We start from the raw sequence: 14,597 nt of genomic DNA, 5'->3' as shown, positions 1-14,597 counted from the left end.
ATCGGCCCGCGCCCGATGGAGTAAATTGGCCGCTGTCCATGAACCGCAAAAGCACCACCGTCATTCCGCTCTCCGAGGTCGGCCGCGCGCGCCCCGCCGTGGCGGTTCCGGAGGTGGCCGTGCCCGCCACCGGGCGGCTGCTCGACCGCCTGGGCCGGCCGCTCACCGACCTGCGCATCAGCGTGACCGACCGCTGCAACTTCCGCTGCAGCTACTGCATGCCGAAGGACGTGTTCGACAAGGACTACCAGTACCTGCCGCACAGCGCGCTGCTGAGCTTCGAGGAAATGACCCGGCTCGCGCGCCTGTTCGCGGCCCATGGCGTGCGCAAGATCCGCCTCACCGGCGGCGAGCCGCTGCTGCGCAAGAACATCGAGGCGCTGATCGCGCAGCTCTCTGAAATCCGCACCCCGGGCGGCGAACCGCTCGCGCTCACGCTCACCACCAACGGCTCGCTGCTGCAGCGCAAGGCGGCCGCGCTGGCCGCCGCCGGCCTGCAGCGTGTGACCGTGAGCCTCGACAGCCTGGACGATGCGGTCTTCCGCCACATGAACGACGTCGATTTTCCGGTGGCCGACGTGCTCGCCGGCATCGAGGCGGCGCTGGCCGCGGGCCTCGGTCCGCTGAAGGTGAACATGGTGGTCAAGCGCGGCACCAACGAGCAGGAAATCCTGCCGATGGCGCGCTACTTCCGCGACCACCACGGCGGCAAGGTGGTGCTGCGCTTCATCGAATACATGGACGTGGGCGCCACCAACGGCTGGCGCATGGACGAGGTGCTGCCCTCGGCCGAGGTCATTGCGCGCATCGGCGCCGAGTTTCCGCTGGTGCCGCTCGAGCCCAGCGCGCCGGGCGAAACCGCCCAGCGATGGGCCTACGCCGACGGCGGCGGGGAAATCGGCGTGATCAGCAGCGTGACCCAGGCCTTCTGCCACGACTGCAGCCGTGCGCGCCTGTCCACCGAGGGCAAGCTCTACCTCTGCCTCTTCGCGAGCGCGGGCCACGACCTGCGCCCCCTGCTGCGCGGCACCGCCACCGACGAGGACATCGGCTCCGCCATCGGCCACATCTGGCAGGGCCGCGCCGACCGCTATTCCGAACTGCGCGCGCTGCGCGGCCCCGACAGCGGCGAGCACGACGCCAACAACCCCGCGCCGCGCCGCGTCGAAATGAGCTACATCGGCGGATGACCCCCAAAACACAAGATTCCATTTCCCCCGGCGAGATCACCGGCCTGCTGCTGGCCGGCGGCCGCGGCTCCCGCATGGGCGGCATCGACAAGGGCCTGCAGAACTTCAACGGCTCGCCGCTTGCCATGCATGCCGTGCTGCGCCTGGGCATGCAGGTGGGCGAGGTCATGATCAATGCCAACCGCAACCTGGCGGCTTACGAGTCCTTCGGCGTTCCGGTGTGGCCCGACAGCCTGGCCGACTATGCCGGCCCGCTCGCGGGCTTCCTGACCGGGCTCGAACGCTGCGAAACGCCCTACCTTCTCACAGTGCCCTGCGACACGCCGCTGTTTCCGCTCGACCTGGCGAGCCGGCTGGCCGAGGCCCTGGTGGCCGACAACGCGGAAATCGCCATGGTGAGCGCGCCCGAGGCCGCCGCCGAGCCCGGCGCAGCGCCGGTGCTGCGGCCGCAGCCGGTGTTCTGCCTGCTGCACACCACGCTGCTCGAAAGCCTGGTGAACTTCACCCAGTCCGGCGGACGCAAGATCGACGCCTGGACCGCGCAGCACCGCACGGTGCTCGTGCCCTTCGACCGCCCCGGCGACGCCCCCGACGCCTTCTTCAATGCCAACACGCTGGCCGAACTGCACGCGCTGGAAAACCGATGAGCCGCATCGCCGACATTGCCGCCGCCCTTGCCGGCTATGACCCCCAGGCGCTGAGCGTCCAGGGCGTGCAGGCCTTCCTGGCGCAACTGGTAGCACCCGCCGTGGTGGCCGAGCGCGAGGAAGTCGCGCTGCGCGAAGCGCTCGGCCGTGTGCTGGCCGAAGACATCATCTCGCCGGTCAGCGTGCCGCCGCACGACAACTCCGCGATGGACGGCTTTGCCTTCGACGGCGCGATCCTGCGGGACGATTCGCCGACCGACGCCTCCATCGAGCTGCGCGTGGTGGGCACTGCCTTGGCCGGCACGGCCTGGCGCGGCGTGCTCGCCGCCGGCGACGCGGTTCGCATCATGACGGGCGCGGTCATGCCCGAAGGGCTCGACACCGTGATCCCGCAGGAATTCTGCAAGGTCGACGGCGACCGCGTGCGCTTTCCCGCCAAGGTGCTTCGGCGCGGCGACAACCGCCGCTTCGCGGGTGAAGACCTCATGCAGGGCCAGCCGGCCCTGCGCCGCGGCGAGCGCCTGTCGCCTGCCGCGCTGGGCATGGTCGCCAGCCTGGGCCTGCCTTCGGTGCCCGCGCTGCGGCGGCTGCGCGTGGCCTATTTCTCGACCGGCGACGAGATCCTGAGCCTTGGCGAGCCGCCGCGCGAAGGCGCGGTGTACGACAGCAACCGCTACACCGTGTTCGGCCTGCTCACGCGGCTGGGCTGCGAAGTGATCGACCTGGGCCTGGTGCGCGACGACCCGGCCACGCTCGCCGCCACGCTGCAGCATGCCGCGGGCCAGGCCGACGCCATCATCACCAGCGGCGGCGTGAGCGTCGGCGCCGCCGACCACACGCGCGCCGTGATGCAGCAGCTCGGCGACATGGCTTTCTGGCGCGTGGCGATGCGTCCCGGCCGGCCGATGGCGGTGGGGCTCGTTCCTCGCAGCCAGCAGGCCGCGCCAGGCTCGGCGGTGCTCTTCGGCCTGCCCGGCAATCCGGTGGCCGTCATGGTCACCTTCCTCGCCTTCGTGCGGCCCGCCCTGCTGCGCATGATGGGCTGCCACGAGATTGCCGCCGCGCCGGCGCCGCTGCTGCGCGCGCGCGCCGCGAGCGCCATCCGCAAGAAGCCCGGCCGCACCGAATACCAGCGCGGCTTCGTGCGGGCCGTGGCCGGTGCGCTGCCCGAGGTCCGCATTGCCGGCAACCAGGGCTCCGGCGTGCTGAGCTCGATGGTCGAGGCCAACGGGCTCGTGGTGCTGCACCACGACCAGGGCAATGTGGCCGCGGGCGACGAAGTCGACGTGATGATGCTGGAGGCGTAGCCCGCCACGGGCCGCGCACTCGGCAGGCAGCGGCTCAGATCCGGCCCAGCGCCTTGTCCACGCCCTTGTTGGCCAGCATGTCGGCACGCTCGTTGCCGACGTCGCCCGAGTGGCCCTTGACCCAGCGCCATTCGATCACGTGGCCTCCTTCGGCCACCAGCTTGTCGAGTTTCTGCCAGAGCTCGACGTTCTTGACCGGCTGCTTGGTCGAGGTGCGCCAGCCCTTGGCCTTCCAGCCGCGGATCCATTCGGTGATGCCCATGCGCACGTACTGGCTGTCCAGGTAGAGGATGACCTTGCAGGGCCGCTTGAGCGCGGCCAGGCCCTCGATCACGGCGGTGAGCTCCATCCGGTTGTTGGTGGTGTTGAGTTCGCCGCCGAACAGTTCCTTTTCGGTGGCGCCCGACTTGAGCCACGCGCCCCAGCCGCCAGGGCCGGGATTGCCTTTGCACGCACCATCGGTGTAGATCACGACTTCGTTCAAAACGCTCTTTTCCTTCTTCTTCAATATTCAATATTCAATATTCAATATTCAATGTTCAATCGGCGCGGTCGGCCTTGGCCCTGTGCATCTTGCCTGCAATGGGTACCGGCGCGGTGGCGCGCGCCGCCGCGCGGCGCCAATCGGCGCTCAGCAGGCGCATGCCGCGCACCCGCTTGACGGCCACCAGGAAGTACGCCGCGCCGAAGATGGGCCACCAGCGCTCGCCGGCGGCGTCCATCCAGCGGCAGCGCTCGAGCCATGCCTCGCTGCGCACCGCGGGCCGGTAGACGCCGAAGCGCCCCGACTCCACCTCGAAGCTCAGGAGCCGCAGCCAGTCGCGCATGCGCCAGTAGCCGATGAACTCGCCGCCCTCGGGCAGAAAGAGATCGCCGAGGCCGAGCCGGCGGTACAAGTGCGCGCGGCGCTGCCTCATGCCCCAGAGGCTGGCCGGATTGAGCCCGCAGATCACCACGCGGCCCTCGGGCACCAGCACCCGCTCCACTTCGCGCAGGGCCGCGTGGGGGTCCTGGCTCAGCTCCAGCGCATGCGGCAGCACCACCAGGTCGAGGCTGTTGGCGGCAAACGGCAGCGCCGCAAAATCGGTGTACAGCGCAGCCCTGCCGGACGGCTGGCCGGGGTCGGGCAGCGCCAGCCAACGGTGCGGCATGCGGTTGGTGCGCAGGCCATCGACCCCGGCAGCGCCGAGCTGCAGCGCGTGGTAGCCGAAAACATCCGCCACGGCTTCGTCGAACTGGGCCTGCTCCCACGCGAGCAGGTAGCGGCCGGGGGGGGTCGCGAACCAATCCTGCAAACCTATAATTTGACCGCTCATGACCCTTGTTCCGCTGCCCGCCTTCGCTGACAACTACATCTGGATGCTGCAGGACGGGTCCAACGCGATCGTGGTGGACCCGGGCGACGCCCAACCGGTGTTCGACGCCTTGGCGCGCGACAAGCTGCAGCTCGCCGCGATTCTAGTCACGCACCATCACCCCGATCACACGGGCGGCGTGGCCGCGCTCCATGCCGCCACCGGCGCGCCGGTCTTCGGTCCGGCACGCGAACGCATTCCGCAGCCCTTCAAGCCGCTGTCGCATGGCGACACCGCCGAGGTGCTCGGGCTGCGCTTTTCGGTCATCGACGTGCCTGGCCACACGGCCGGCCACATCGCCTACTTCCTGCCCGCAAGCGCAGGCCGGGCGCCGCTTCTTTTTTGCGGCGACACGCTGTTCTCCGGCGGCTGCGGCCGGCTGTTCGAAGGCACGCCAGCGCAGATGCTGGCCTCGCTCGATGCGCTGGCGGCGCTGCCGGGCGACACCCGCGTGTGCTGCGCGCACGAATACACACTTGCTAACCTGCGTTTCGCCCGCGCGGTGGAACCCGGCAATGCCGATCTGACTCAGTACAGCGCGCACTGCGAAAGCCTGCGCGCGCAGGGGCGGCCCACGCTGCCCTCGCAACTGGCCACCGAACGCCGGATCAACCCCTTTCTTCGCAGCCGCGAAGCCACTGTCCTTAGAGCGGTGCGCGAGCACGCCGAGCTTTCCGCCGATGCGGCCGAAGCCGAGGTGTTCGCTGCGCTGCGCCAATGGAAAAACGACTTCCGATGAAACTTATCGCTGCTGTCTGCCTTGCAGGCTCACTGTTGCTCGCGGGCTGCGCGGGCACCAACAGCCCGTCTTCCTCCTCCACCACCACATCCGCGCAATCCACCGCCGGCGGCACCGGCGCCAAGGCTTCCGGCAGCGCGGCGCCGGTCTACCCGGGCGGACCGCTCACCCCCATCACCAGCAGCGAAGCCCATTCGCAGAGCGTCGTCACGCTGGCGCCGCCCGCCGACATGTGGGACCGCATCCGCCGCGGCTTCAAGATGCCGAACCTCGAAAGCGACCTGGTGCGCGACCGCGAGCAGTGGTATGCCACCCGGCCCGACTACATCCAGCGCATGACCGAGCGCTCGAACAAGTACATCTTCCACATCGTCGAAGAACTCGAGCGGCGCAACATGCCGACCGAACTCGCGCTGCTGCCGTACATCGAGAGCGCGTTCAATCCGCAGGCCATTTCCAGCGCACGCGCCGCGGGCATGTGGCAGTTCATGCCCGCCACCGGCACCGACTTCGACCTCAAGCAGAACATCTTCCGCGACGACCGGCGCGACGTGGTGGCCTCGACGCGCGCCGCACTCGACTACCTGCAAAAGCTCTACGGCATGTTCGGCGACTGGCAGCTCGCGCTGGCCGCCTACAACTGGGGCGAAGGCAGCGTGAGCCGCGCCATCGCCAAGAACCAGCGCCTGGGCCTGCCCACCACCTACAGCGATCTTTCCATGCCGGCCGAAACGCGGCTCTACGTGCCCAAGCTGCAGGCGGTGAAGAACATCGTGGCCAATCCGCAGGCGTTCAACACCGAGCTGCCGCTGATCGCGAACCACCCGTACTTCCAGACCGTAACGCTCACGCGCGACCTCGACGTCGAACTGGCGGCCAAGCTGGCCGACATCCGCCTCGAGGACTTCCGCGCCCTCAACCCGGCCGCGCACAAGCCGGTGCTGCTGGCGGCCGGCACGCCGCAGATCCTCCTGCCCTGGGACAACGCGGCCGTGTTCCAGCGCAACTTCGATGCGTACTCGCAAGGCCAGTACGCCAGCTGGACGGCATGGGTGGTTCCCAACACGATGACGGTGGCCGACGCAGCCCAGCGCTCGGGCATGAGCGAAGCCGACCTGCGCGCACTCAACAGCATTCCGCCGCGCATGCTCATCAAGGCCGGCTCCACGCTCATCGTGCCGCGCGGCGCGCGCGTCAAGGAAGACGTGACGGCGCTGGTGGCCGACAGCGGCCACCTGAGCTTCCAGCCCGAAATCGTCAATCGCCGCACCACCGTCAAGGCCGGACGCAACGACAGCGTGGCCAGCATCGCGCGCCGCTACAAGCTCAAGCCCGACAGCGTGGCCGAGTGGAACGACGTCAAGCTCAACCATTCGTTCAAGCGCGGCTACAGCGTGGTGGTGTACCTGCCGGTCCGCGCTGCACCCGAAGCGCGCGTCGGCACGGGCGCGGCACGGGCGCACGGCCGCACCGCCGTTGCCGACAAGCGCGGCGGCGGCCCCGTGAAGGCGGTTGCCGCACGCGGCCGCAACGTGGTGGTGGTGAAGACGCCGGCAGGCAAGCAGGTGGTGCGCGAGAAGCGCGGCGGCACGCCGTCGAAGAAAAAGCGCTGAGCCTTGCCCGCGAGCCGGCGGCAACCGAAGCGCGGACGCTAGAGCTTTTCGGTTTCGCCGCTGCGCGGCTGCCACTTCATGAGGCGCTTCTCGATGAGGCCGACCAGGCCGTCGAGCAAGAGCGCAAAGGCCGTCAGCACCACGATGCCGGCAAAGACGGTGTTCACGTCGAAGGTGCCCTCGGCCTGCAGGATCAGGTAGCCCACGCCGCGCGCCGAGCCCAGGTACTCCCCGACCACGGCGCCGACGAAGGCCAGGCCCACCGAAGTGTGCAGGCTCGAGAACACCCAGCTCGTCGCGCTCGGCAGGTAGACCGTGCGAAGCAGCTGCCGCTGGTTGGCGCCGAGCATCTTCGCGTTGGCCAGCACCACCGGGCTCACCTCGCGCACGCCCTGGTAGACGTTGAAGAACACGATGAAGAACACCAGCGTGACGGCCAGCGCCACCTTGCTCCAGATGCCGAGGCCGAACCACAGCGCGAAGATCGGCGCGAGGATCACGCGCGGCATCGAGTTGGCGGCCTTGATGTAGGGATCGAGGATCAGGCTCGCGGTGGGTGCCAGCGCCAGCCAGAGCCCGCAGGCCAGGCCCAGCACGGTGCCGATGCCGAAGGCCAGCACCGTCTCGAGCAGCGTGGTGCCCAGGTGCCGGTAGATGTCGGCATTGCCCTTCAGGCCTTCAGGAAACAGCAGGTTCGGCGGCACCTCGAACGGCAGGAACCAGCTCCAGATGCGCCCCGCCACCTGGATCGGCTCGCCCAGGAAAAAGGCGATCTGCTGGTTGCGCGACGCCAGGTGCCAGCCCACCAGGATGATCGCGAGCAGCACCAGCTGCCAGAAGCGCGCATTGCGTTCGTTCAGGCGCGGCATCATGCGGCCTTCCTGAGCTGCTGCGCATAGCCCTTGAGCACTTCGTCGCGCAGCACCTCCCAGATCTGGGTGTGCAGCTCGACGAAGCGCGGCTGCGTGCGCACCTCGGCCACGTCGCGCGGCCGCGCCAGGTCGATGGCGAACTCGCCGATCGGATGCGTGGCCGGGCCAGCCGACAGCACCACCACGCGGTCGCTCATTGCAATGGCTTCGTCGAGATCGTGCGTGATGAAGAGCACGGCCTTCCGACCTTGTGAGCCCCCGGGCGCTGCGCGGCTCGGCGCGCTCCAGATGTCGAGTACCTCGTTCTCCATCAGCTGGCGCGTCTGGATGTCGAGCGCGCTGAAGGGCTCGTCCATGAGGATGATGTCGGGGTCGAGCACCAGCGTCTGCGCGAGCGCCACGCGCTTGCGCATGCCGCCCGAGAGCTGGTGCGGATAGCGGTCGCCAAAGCCCGAGAGGCCCACGCGCGAAAGCCAGGCCTCGGCCTGCCCGCGTGCATCGGCATCGGGCACGCCGCGGTACTGCAGCCCCACCATCACGTTGTCGATGGCGCTTCGCCACGGCATCAGCGCCTCGGTCTGGAACATGTAGCCGGCGCGCGCATTCACGCCCGCCAGCGTCTGGCCGAAGACCTTGATGGTGCCCGACGAAGGTTCGAGCAGGCCCGCGCCCACGTTCAGCAAGGTCGACTTGCCGCAGCCCGTGGGGCCCACCACCGAGACGAATTCCCCAGCCCGCACGCGCAGCGTGGTGTCGGCCACCGCGGTGTAGCGCTGGCCCGGATCGTCCTTCGAATGGAAGGTGCAGCTGATGGAGAGAAGCTCGAGTGCGTAGTCGGACATGTCTGGCGAGAATTCTGGCATTGGCCGCCACAAGAAAAAACCCGGCCGAAGCCGGGTCGCGGGGACGTTCGGAGTCAGGCTTTGAACCTGTCTTTCGCGCGCCTAGCAAAATCGTTGGTGTAGGTCTTCATGAGGTCGATCTTGTCGGGCTTCACGGCCGTGTCGAAGCTCGAGATCGCGGTGAGCGCCGTCTTGGGACCGTCGGCCGGCACGAGGCCGTCGGTGGCGATCGATTCGCGCACCTTGTCGAAGGACGCGAGGTACAGCGCGCGGTCGCCGAGCAGGTAGGTCTCGGGCACCGTCTTGATGATGTCGCCGGGGCCGGCTGTCTGCAGCCACTTGAGGCCGTGGACGATGGCATTGGCCAGTGCCTGGCAGGTGTTGGGATTCTTCTGGATGAAGTCGACCGGCGCGTAGAGGCAGGCCGCGGGCATCGGTCCGCCGAACACCTGCTGCGTGCCCTTGAGCGTGCGCGTGTCGCTGATGATCTTCACGTCGCCCTTCTGCTCGAGCATGGTCATGACGGGGTCGGTGTTGCTGATGGCGTCGATCTGGCCCGAGCGCAGCGCCGTGAGCGCGCCGGCCGCCACGCCCACGCCGATGTAGCTCACGTCGCTGGCCTTGAGGCCGCCGCGCGACAGCACGAGATTGGCCACCATGTTGGTCGAGGAGCCCGGCGCCGAGACGCCGATCTTCCTGCCCTTGAGATCGGAAATTCCAGTGTAGCCCGCCATGTTCTTGGTCGACACGCCCACCGCGATCTGCGGCGCACGGCCCTGCAGCACGAAGGCCTGGAAGAACTGGTTCTTGGCCTGCAGGTTGATGGTGTGCTCGTAGGCGCCGGAGCACACGTCCGCCGATCCGCCCACCACGGCCTGCAGCGCGCGTGCGCCGCCTGCGAAATCGGAGATCTCGACGTCGAGGCCTTCGGCCTTGAAGTAGCCGAGCTGTTCGGAGATGGTGAGCGGCAAATAGTAGAACGCCGCCTTGCCGCCCACTGCAATGGAAATCTTCGTCTTCTCGAGCTTGGCTTGCGCAAAGACCCGCGGCAACGCAATGGTTGCCGCAGCGACTGCGGAGACTGTCATGAGGGTTCTGCGGTGGAGCATGGAGCAATCCTGCGGGCGCTTGATTCTGGTGGACTGAATCGAGCTTAGGGGTGCGCCCCCGTTGCCTGCATCGGGGTCATCCCGTGCGGGTTTCCACGTAAGCATGAAGGCCTCCACGAGGCCTGTGCCGAATGGCCTGCTGCGCACTGGCGCAGAGGCTTTTATCGCTCTTAGCGCGCGATAAAAAGGATCGCGATATTGACCACGAAACCGAGCGCCCATACCGCACTGCGCACGGAGCCGATGCCCTTGATATAGACCGCGATATAGATCGCACGCAGTACGACATAGGCCGCCGCCAGCATGTCGAGCCGCGCCTGATTGGCGCCGAGCTGGTGCGCAATGATCACCGCGCCGATGAAGAACGGAAGGCCTTCGAAGCTGTTGGCCTGCGCGCTGTTGGCGCGCGCGCGCCAGCCGCTCTGCTTTGCGGCCCAGTCGCGCGGCTGCACGTTGTCGCGCGGACCGAAACTGCCGGCCTTGGCGATCCATGCCGCGAGATACGGCAGGCCGCAGGCGATGAACACGCACCAGTAGGCGACGGTGAGCAAGGAAAGAGTCATGCGGGTTGTCTACGTTCGATGGAGAGCTGGCGCAGCGAACGAACGCCGCGCGCTATCGGCGGTCCACCAGGGCATGCGCGATGGTGCCGAGATCCACGTATTCGAGCTCGCTGCCGGCAGGCACGCCGCGCGCGAGGCGCGTCACGTTGAGGCCGCGCTGCCGGAGCGCTTCGCCGATCACGTGCGCGGTGGCTTCGCCCTCCGCCGTGAAGTTGGTGGCCAGGATGACCTCGCTCACGGTGCCGTCCAGTGCGCGGTCGAAGAGTTTCTGCAGGCCGATGTCCTTGGGTCCGATGCCGTCGAGCGGACTGAGCTTGCCCATCAGCACGAAGTAGTAGCCGCGGAAGGCCCCGGTGCGTTCGAGCGCGGCCTGGTCGGCCGGCGTCTCGACCACGCAGAGCTTGCTTGCGTCGCGGCGCGTGTCGAGGCACACGCTGCAGACCGGTGCTTCGGTGAAGGTGTTGCAGCGTTCGCAATGCCGCACGTTGCCGGCCGCCTGCTGCAGCGCGCGCGCAAGCAGCTGCGCGCCCTCGCGGTCGTGCTGCAGCAAGTGGAAGGCCATGCGCGAGGCCGACTTGACGCCGACGCCGGGCAGGCGGCGCAGCGCATCGACCAGCGCATCGAGCGAACTGGCGTCGGCCATCAATGGCTCAGAACGGCAGCTTCATGCCGGGCGGGAGGCCCGGCATGCCTGCGGTGAGCTTGCCCATCTTCTGCTCGCTGGTTTCCTCGGCTTTGCGCACCGCGGCATTGAAGGCGGCGGCCACCAGGTCTTCGAGCATGTCCTTGTCGTCGGCCAGGAGGCTCGGGTCGATGGTGATGCGCTTGACGTCGTGCTTGCAGGTCATCACGACCTTCACGAGGCCCGCGCCCGACTCGCCTTCGACCTCGATGGTGGCCAGTTCTTCCTGGGCCTTCTTGAGGTTGTCCTGCATTGCCTGCGCCTGCTTCATGAGGCCGGCCAGTTGTCCTTTGTTGAACATCGTTGGTCCTGATTGGTTGGAATGGGGGAAGGATAAGAGAGATGGCGGCCGATGCCGAATGCCGCAGGAGCCGGCACGGTTTTTCAGTGGCGTTCCGTCAGGCGGGCTTGAGTGTTCCAGGCACGATCTTCGCATCGAATTCGCGCATCAGCATCTGCACTTCGGGATCGCTGCGGATGGCCTCCTCGGCCACGCGCTGGCGCTCGTCGGCCGCCTGCTTGTTGCGGCGCGCGGGGCTGTCGACCACGGCGCCGATCTCGATGGCGAGCTTCACGCCGTGACCCAGCGCGGCCAGTGCATCCGTGAGCTTCTCGCGGGCCGAAGGCTGGTTGAGCAGCTCGCGCTCGACGCGAAGTATCCACTGGTCGACGTCGCGCGCCACCAGCTGCGACTGCAGCGCGAGTTCGCGCGCGAGGGCGTTGATGCTCTCGGCCGCGATCATCTGCGTGACCGTGGCGTGCCAGAAGTCGCCGTCCTCGCTCGGCGGAATGGGCGGTGCCGGGCCGCGCTGCTCATCGGGGCGCGGCGCGTCGCGCTGGCTCGGCGGCGGCTGCACGCGCATGGGAACGGCAAGCACCCGGGGCGCCTCGGCAGCCGGCGAGGGCTCAATTTCTGCGGAAGGCCTGGGCCCGTTTGGCCGCACGGGCTCGTTGACCACGGCCAGGCGCTGGCCGGCCGGCGCCGGATTGGATCGAGGAGGCACCGGCGCAGCGACGGAAATCGACGCTGGCGGCGCGACGATCGCCGCCGTGTCTTGATGAGCCGGCGCTACGGGCGCAGGGACCGAAGCCGCCCGGGCGGCTTCATTCAGAGTTTTTTTTTCCGCGGAGGCCGAAGAAGCGGCCGCGTTGGAAGGCTTGAAGGCCAGGAGCCTGAGCAGCACCATGGTCAGCGCCGCGTACTCGTCGGGCGCCAGCCCCAGCTCGCTGCGCCCGTGCAGGCACAGGCTGTAGAGCAGCTGCGTTTCGTCGGCCGGCATCAGCGACGCGAGGCGCGCCGTATCGGCCGCGTCGGGATCGGTGGCCGAATCGGCCGATTCCGCCCGCGACGGCACCGCCTGCAGCACGGCCATGGCCTGCAGCACCGCGGTCATTTCTTCCAGCGTGGACGCGGCGGACATGCCGTCGCGCCGCAGCGCCTCGGAGGTGTCGACCACCGTCCTGCCATCGCCCAGCGCCAGCGCCTCGATCAGCTTGAACACATGGCCACGGTCCACGCTGCCGAGCATCTGGCGCACGCCGGCTTCGAGCAGTTCGCCGTTGCCGAAGGCGATGGCCTGGTCGGTGAGCGACAGCGCGTCGCGCATCGAGCCGCGTGCCGCACGCGCCAGCAGGCGCAGCGCCTGCGGCTCGGCCGGCACCTGTTCGGCCTGCAGCACGCCCGTGAGGTGCTCCAGCACCGTCTCGGGCGCCATCGGCCGCAGGTTGAACTGCAGGCAGCGCGACAGCACCGTGACCGGGACCTTCTGCGGATCGGTGGTGGCCAGAACGAACTTGAGGTATTCCGGCGGCTCCTCGAGCGTCTTCAGCATCGCGTTGAACGCGGTGTTGGTGAGCATGTGCACTTCGTCGATCATGAAGACCTTGAAGCGCCCCTGCACCGGCTTGTAGACCGCCTGCTCGAGCAGCGACTGCACCTCGTCCACGCCGCGGTTCGATGCCGCGTCGAGCTCGGTGTAGTCGACGAAGCGGCCCGAATCGATGTCCTTGCAGGCCTGGCACACCCCGCAAGGCGTGGCCGTGATGCCGCCCTGCCCGTCCGGGCCCTGGCAATTGAGCGACTTGGCCAGGATGCGTGAGACGGTGGTCTTGCCCACGCCCCGCGTCCCGGTGAAAAGATAGGCGTGATGCAGGCGCTGCGTGGTCAACGCGTTCTCGAGCGCCTGCACCACATGCCCCTGGCCAACCATCTCACCGAAGGTTTTCGGACGGAACTTGCGAGCGAGCACGAGATAAGACATTGCGGGCATTCTAAAAGGCGCTGCACCGGCCTCGCCTTCACCCCCCGATCAAAAAAAGACCTGACTTTTCGTGGGACACCGAGGAACCGGCTTCGCCGGGCCTCTGGTGTCGCCCCCAGCAGGGGGGTGGGCGAAGCGACACGAAGTGCGCGCAGCCTGGGGGGTTACAATACGTGCTGACGGGCCTCCCTGCATGGTGAAGTGGCCAACCGGGTCAGGTGGGGAACCAAGCAGCCCTAACTGCGTAGTCAGTGCCAGGGGTAAGGCTCGTCAACCTAACATCAAAGATACGAGGCATGGCAGGCAGCCACCTCACCGGCGCTGAGTCCTCAGCCGCCGCATCCAGCTAGCCCATCTGCCGCAGTCCGGCCATGACCTCTTCGGCCGGCGGCAACTCGCTGGTTCGCCAGACCAGCCGGGCCTGACGATCGAACAGATAAACCTGGCCGGTATGGCGGTCGCCCGCTGCCGCGCCTCCCGTGAACAGCGAGAACATCGACTCAAGCGCCTCGGGGGCTGGCGCCGCCGCGCTCCACGTTGGCCTTGCGCCGAAGCGCCGCAACCAGGCGCTCAGTGCCACAGGGTCGTCGGCCAGCGGGTCGATGCTCAGCGACAGCAGGCGCACCGCCGTGTAGCGCTCCGACAGCAATGCCGCCTGCAGCGTCGAGAACAAGGCTCCCTGGATCGGGCAGACCGTGCTGCATCCGGTAAACATCAATTGAACGGCGGTTGGGGCGCCTCGTAACTGCGCCGCAAGCATCGGTGTGGCGCCGTCGTGGCGCCGCAGCGGCAGGGCCGGAACCGACACCGCCGGCAGCACCGGTCCGATGCTGGTGTTTGCGCGCGCCGCAGGCACACCCAGCCACGCCAGTGCACCGGCGGCAAGCAGGCGCCGGCGCCCGCGGGATGCAACCCGCGAGGATATGAAGGGGCCCCGCGCGTTCATTGGGTTCATTGAGAAAGGGCTTGCGTCAGGTAGTCCCACAACGCCGCGCACTGGTCTTCGTCGGCATCGAAGCGCGGCATGGCTCGGGGCAGCGTGACATGGGCCGGGTCGATGCCGGTGCGCAGCGTGCGGCAGAAGGATGTGCGCTCGTACGCGACAGGCGGGCCGCCGCGGCGCGGGAGGATTTCGCGCAATTGGCGCCGGTCGAGCAGCGGCGCGAAACCGGAGACAGCGGCAGTGGACTTGCCGGGGCCCGCGTGGCACTGGATGCAGCGCGTCGCTGCGCCCGGCAGCGGCGCGCTGTGGCCGGACAGCGTGCCGGCGAGCGGCTCGGTGCCGTCGAACAGGCGGGCGCCACGCGCCACGGAGGAAGGCACGGCGGCTTCCGGCTTTGCGGACCGCTCCGGACCAACGGCCAGAGCGGTTCCGAGCGCGAGTACCAGCATCATCATCATCGAAAGCCTCGGCTTC

Annotated in this window: 16 protein-coding genes and 1 other RNA gene; 6 read left to right on the top strand and 11 right to left on the bottom strand. The window is 68.2% G+C overall.

Going from position 1 to position 14,597, the window contains the following annotated elements:
- Positions 1–38 precede the first annotated feature (38 nt).
- Genes moaA through glp form a run of 3 tightly spaced genes read left to right on the top strand, consistent with a single transcriptional unit; the run spans position 39 to position 3,144 of the window.
- Positions 39–1,190: a GTP 3',8-cyclase MoaA gene (gene moaA / locus ACAM58_RS11520; protein ID WP_012747453.1), complete on the top strand. Its 1,152-nt coding sequence runs from the start codon at positions 39–41 to the stop codon at positions 1,188–1,190.
- Entirely contained in the window at positions 1,187–1,837 is a 651-nt protein-coding gene (mobA, locus tag ACAM58_RS11515) for a molybdenum cofactor guanylyltransferase MobA (protein WP_012747452.1), read from the top strand. The genes moaA and mobA overlap by 4 nt, the downstream gene beginning before the upstream one ends.
- The gene (gene glp / locus ACAM58_RS11510) at positions 1,834–3,144 is read left to right on the top strand and encodes a gephyrin-like molybdotransferase Glp (protein WP_012747451.1); all 1,311 of its coding nucleotides are present in this window, start codon (positions 1,834–1,836) and stop codon (positions 3,142–3,144) included. The genes mobA and glp overlap by 4 nt, the downstream gene beginning before the upstream one ends.
- Positions 3,145–3,178: 34 nt before the next feature.
- Here the strand turns inward: glp and rnhA are convergent, their stop codons facing one another.
- Entirely contained in the window at positions 3,179–3,628 is a 450-nt protein-coding gene (gene rnhA / locus ACAM58_RS11505; protein ID WP_012747450.1) for a ribonuclease HI, read from the bottom strand.
- 55 nt (positions 3,629–3,683) lie between these two features.
- Positions 3,684–4,460 carry a class I SAM-dependent methyltransferase gene (locus ACAM58_RS11500; RefSeq protein WP_369664453.1) on the bottom strand — a complete coding sequence of 259 codons (777 nt, stop codon included), beginning with the start codon at positions 4,458–4,460 and terminating at the stop codon, positions 3,684–3,686.
- Between ACAM58_RS11500 and gloB the strand changes: the two genes are divergently transcribed.
- Both gloB and ACAM58_RS11490 read left to right on the top strand, forming a co-directional pair.
- Positions 4,459–5,238: a hydroxyacylglutathione hydrolase gene (gloB, locus tag ACAM58_RS11495; protein WP_012747448.1), complete on the top strand. Its 780-nt coding sequence runs from the start codon at positions 4,459–4,461 to the stop codon at positions 5,236–5,238. The genes ACAM58_RS11500 and gloB overlap by 2 nt on opposite strands.
- Positions 5,235–6,851 (top strand): transglycosylase SLT domain-containing protein, encoded by a 1,617-nt coding sequence (locus ACAM58_RS11490; protein WP_012747447.1) that lies wholly within the window; start codon positions 5,235–5,237, stop codon positions 6,849–6,851. Before gloB ends, ACAM58_RS11490 begins: the two co-directional genes overlap by 4 nt.
- Positions 6,852–6,889: 38 nt before the next feature.
- Here ACAM58_RS11490 and ACAM58_RS11485 read toward each other — a convergent pair whose 3' ends face one another.
- From ACAM58_RS11485 to dnaX, 7 genes are all read right to left on the bottom strand, one after another.
- Positions 6,890–7,720, bottom strand: a complete 831-nt coding sequence (locus tag ACAM58_RS11485; RefSeq protein WP_167313242.1) for an ABC transporter permease — start codon at positions 7,718–7,720, stop codon at positions 6,890–6,892.
- On the bottom strand, positions 7,720–8,565 hold the full coding sequence (locus ACAM58_RS11480) for an ABC transporter ATP-binding protein (protein WP_012747445.1): 846 nt from the start codon (positions 8,563–8,565) through the stop codon (positions 7,720–7,722). The genes ACAM58_RS11485 and ACAM58_RS11480 overlap by 1 nt, the downstream gene beginning before the upstream one ends.
- A gap of 74 nt (positions 8,566–8,639) precedes the next feature.
- Positions 8,640–9,674 (bottom strand): ABC transporter substrate-binding protein, encoded by a 1,035-nt coding sequence (locus tag ACAM58_RS11475; protein WP_018906121.1) that lies wholly within the window; start codon positions 9,672–9,674, stop codon positions 8,640–8,642.
- Between the two features lie 170 nt (positions 9,675–9,844).
- Positions 9,845–10,237, bottom strand: a complete 393-nt coding sequence (locus tag ACAM58_RS11470) for an MAPEG family protein (RefSeq protein WP_012747443.1) — start codon at positions 10,235–10,237, stop codon at positions 9,845–9,847.
- A gap of 52 nt (positions 10,238–10,289) precedes the next feature.
- A complete protein-coding gene (recR, locus tag ACAM58_RS11465; RefSeq protein ID WP_018906122.1) occupies positions 10,290–10,880 on the bottom strand; it encodes a recombination mediator RecR in 591 nt (196 codons plus the stop codon).
- A gap of 7 nt (positions 10,881–10,887) precedes the next feature.
- Positions 10,888–11,220: a YbaB/EbfC family nucleoid-associated protein gene (locus ACAM58_RS11460; protein WP_012747441.1), complete on the bottom strand. Its 333-nt coding sequence runs from the start codon at positions 11,218–11,220 to the stop codon at positions 10,888–10,890.
- 97 nt (positions 11,221–11,317) lie between these two features.
- Positions 11,318–13,180, bottom strand: a complete 1,863-nt coding sequence (dnaX, locus tag ACAM58_RS11455; protein ID WP_018906123.1) for a DNA polymerase III subunit gamma/tau — start codon at positions 13,178–13,180, stop codon at positions 11,318–11,320.
- A 178-nt stretch (positions 13,181–13,358) separates the two neighbouring features.
- On the opposite strand from dnaX, the gene ffs reads away from it, so the two are divergent.
- An RNA gene (gene ffs / locus ACAM58_RS11450) (signal recognition particle sRNA small type) lies at positions 13,359–13,455 on the top strand.
- Positions 13,456–13,526: 71 nt separating this feature from the next.
- On the opposite strand, the gene ACAM58_RS11445 is transcribed toward ffs, so the two are convergent.
- Together ACAM58_RS11445 and ACAM58_RS11440 are read right to left on the bottom strand one after the other, a co-directional pair.
- Entirely contained in the window at positions 13,527–14,135 is a 609-nt protein-coding gene (locus ACAM58_RS11445) for an SCO family protein (RefSeq protein WP_051128040.1), read from the bottom strand.
- Complete coding sequence (locus ACAM58_RS11440) at positions 14,132–14,581, bottom strand: hypothetical protein (protein WP_018906125.1); 450 nt, start codon at positions 14,579–14,581, stop codon at positions 14,132–14,134. The genes ACAM58_RS11445 and ACAM58_RS11440 overlap by 4 nt, the downstream gene beginning before the upstream one ends.
- Positions 14,582–14,597 lie beyond the last annotated feature (16 nt).

Source organism: Variovorax sp. V116, from assembly GCF_041154435.1.
GTDB classification, from domain to species: domain Bacteria; phylum Pseudomonadota; class Gammaproteobacteria; order Burkholderiales; family Burkholderiaceae_C; genus Variovorax; species Variovorax paradoxus.
This window is presented reverse-complemented; position numbering and strand designations above follow the sequence as displayed.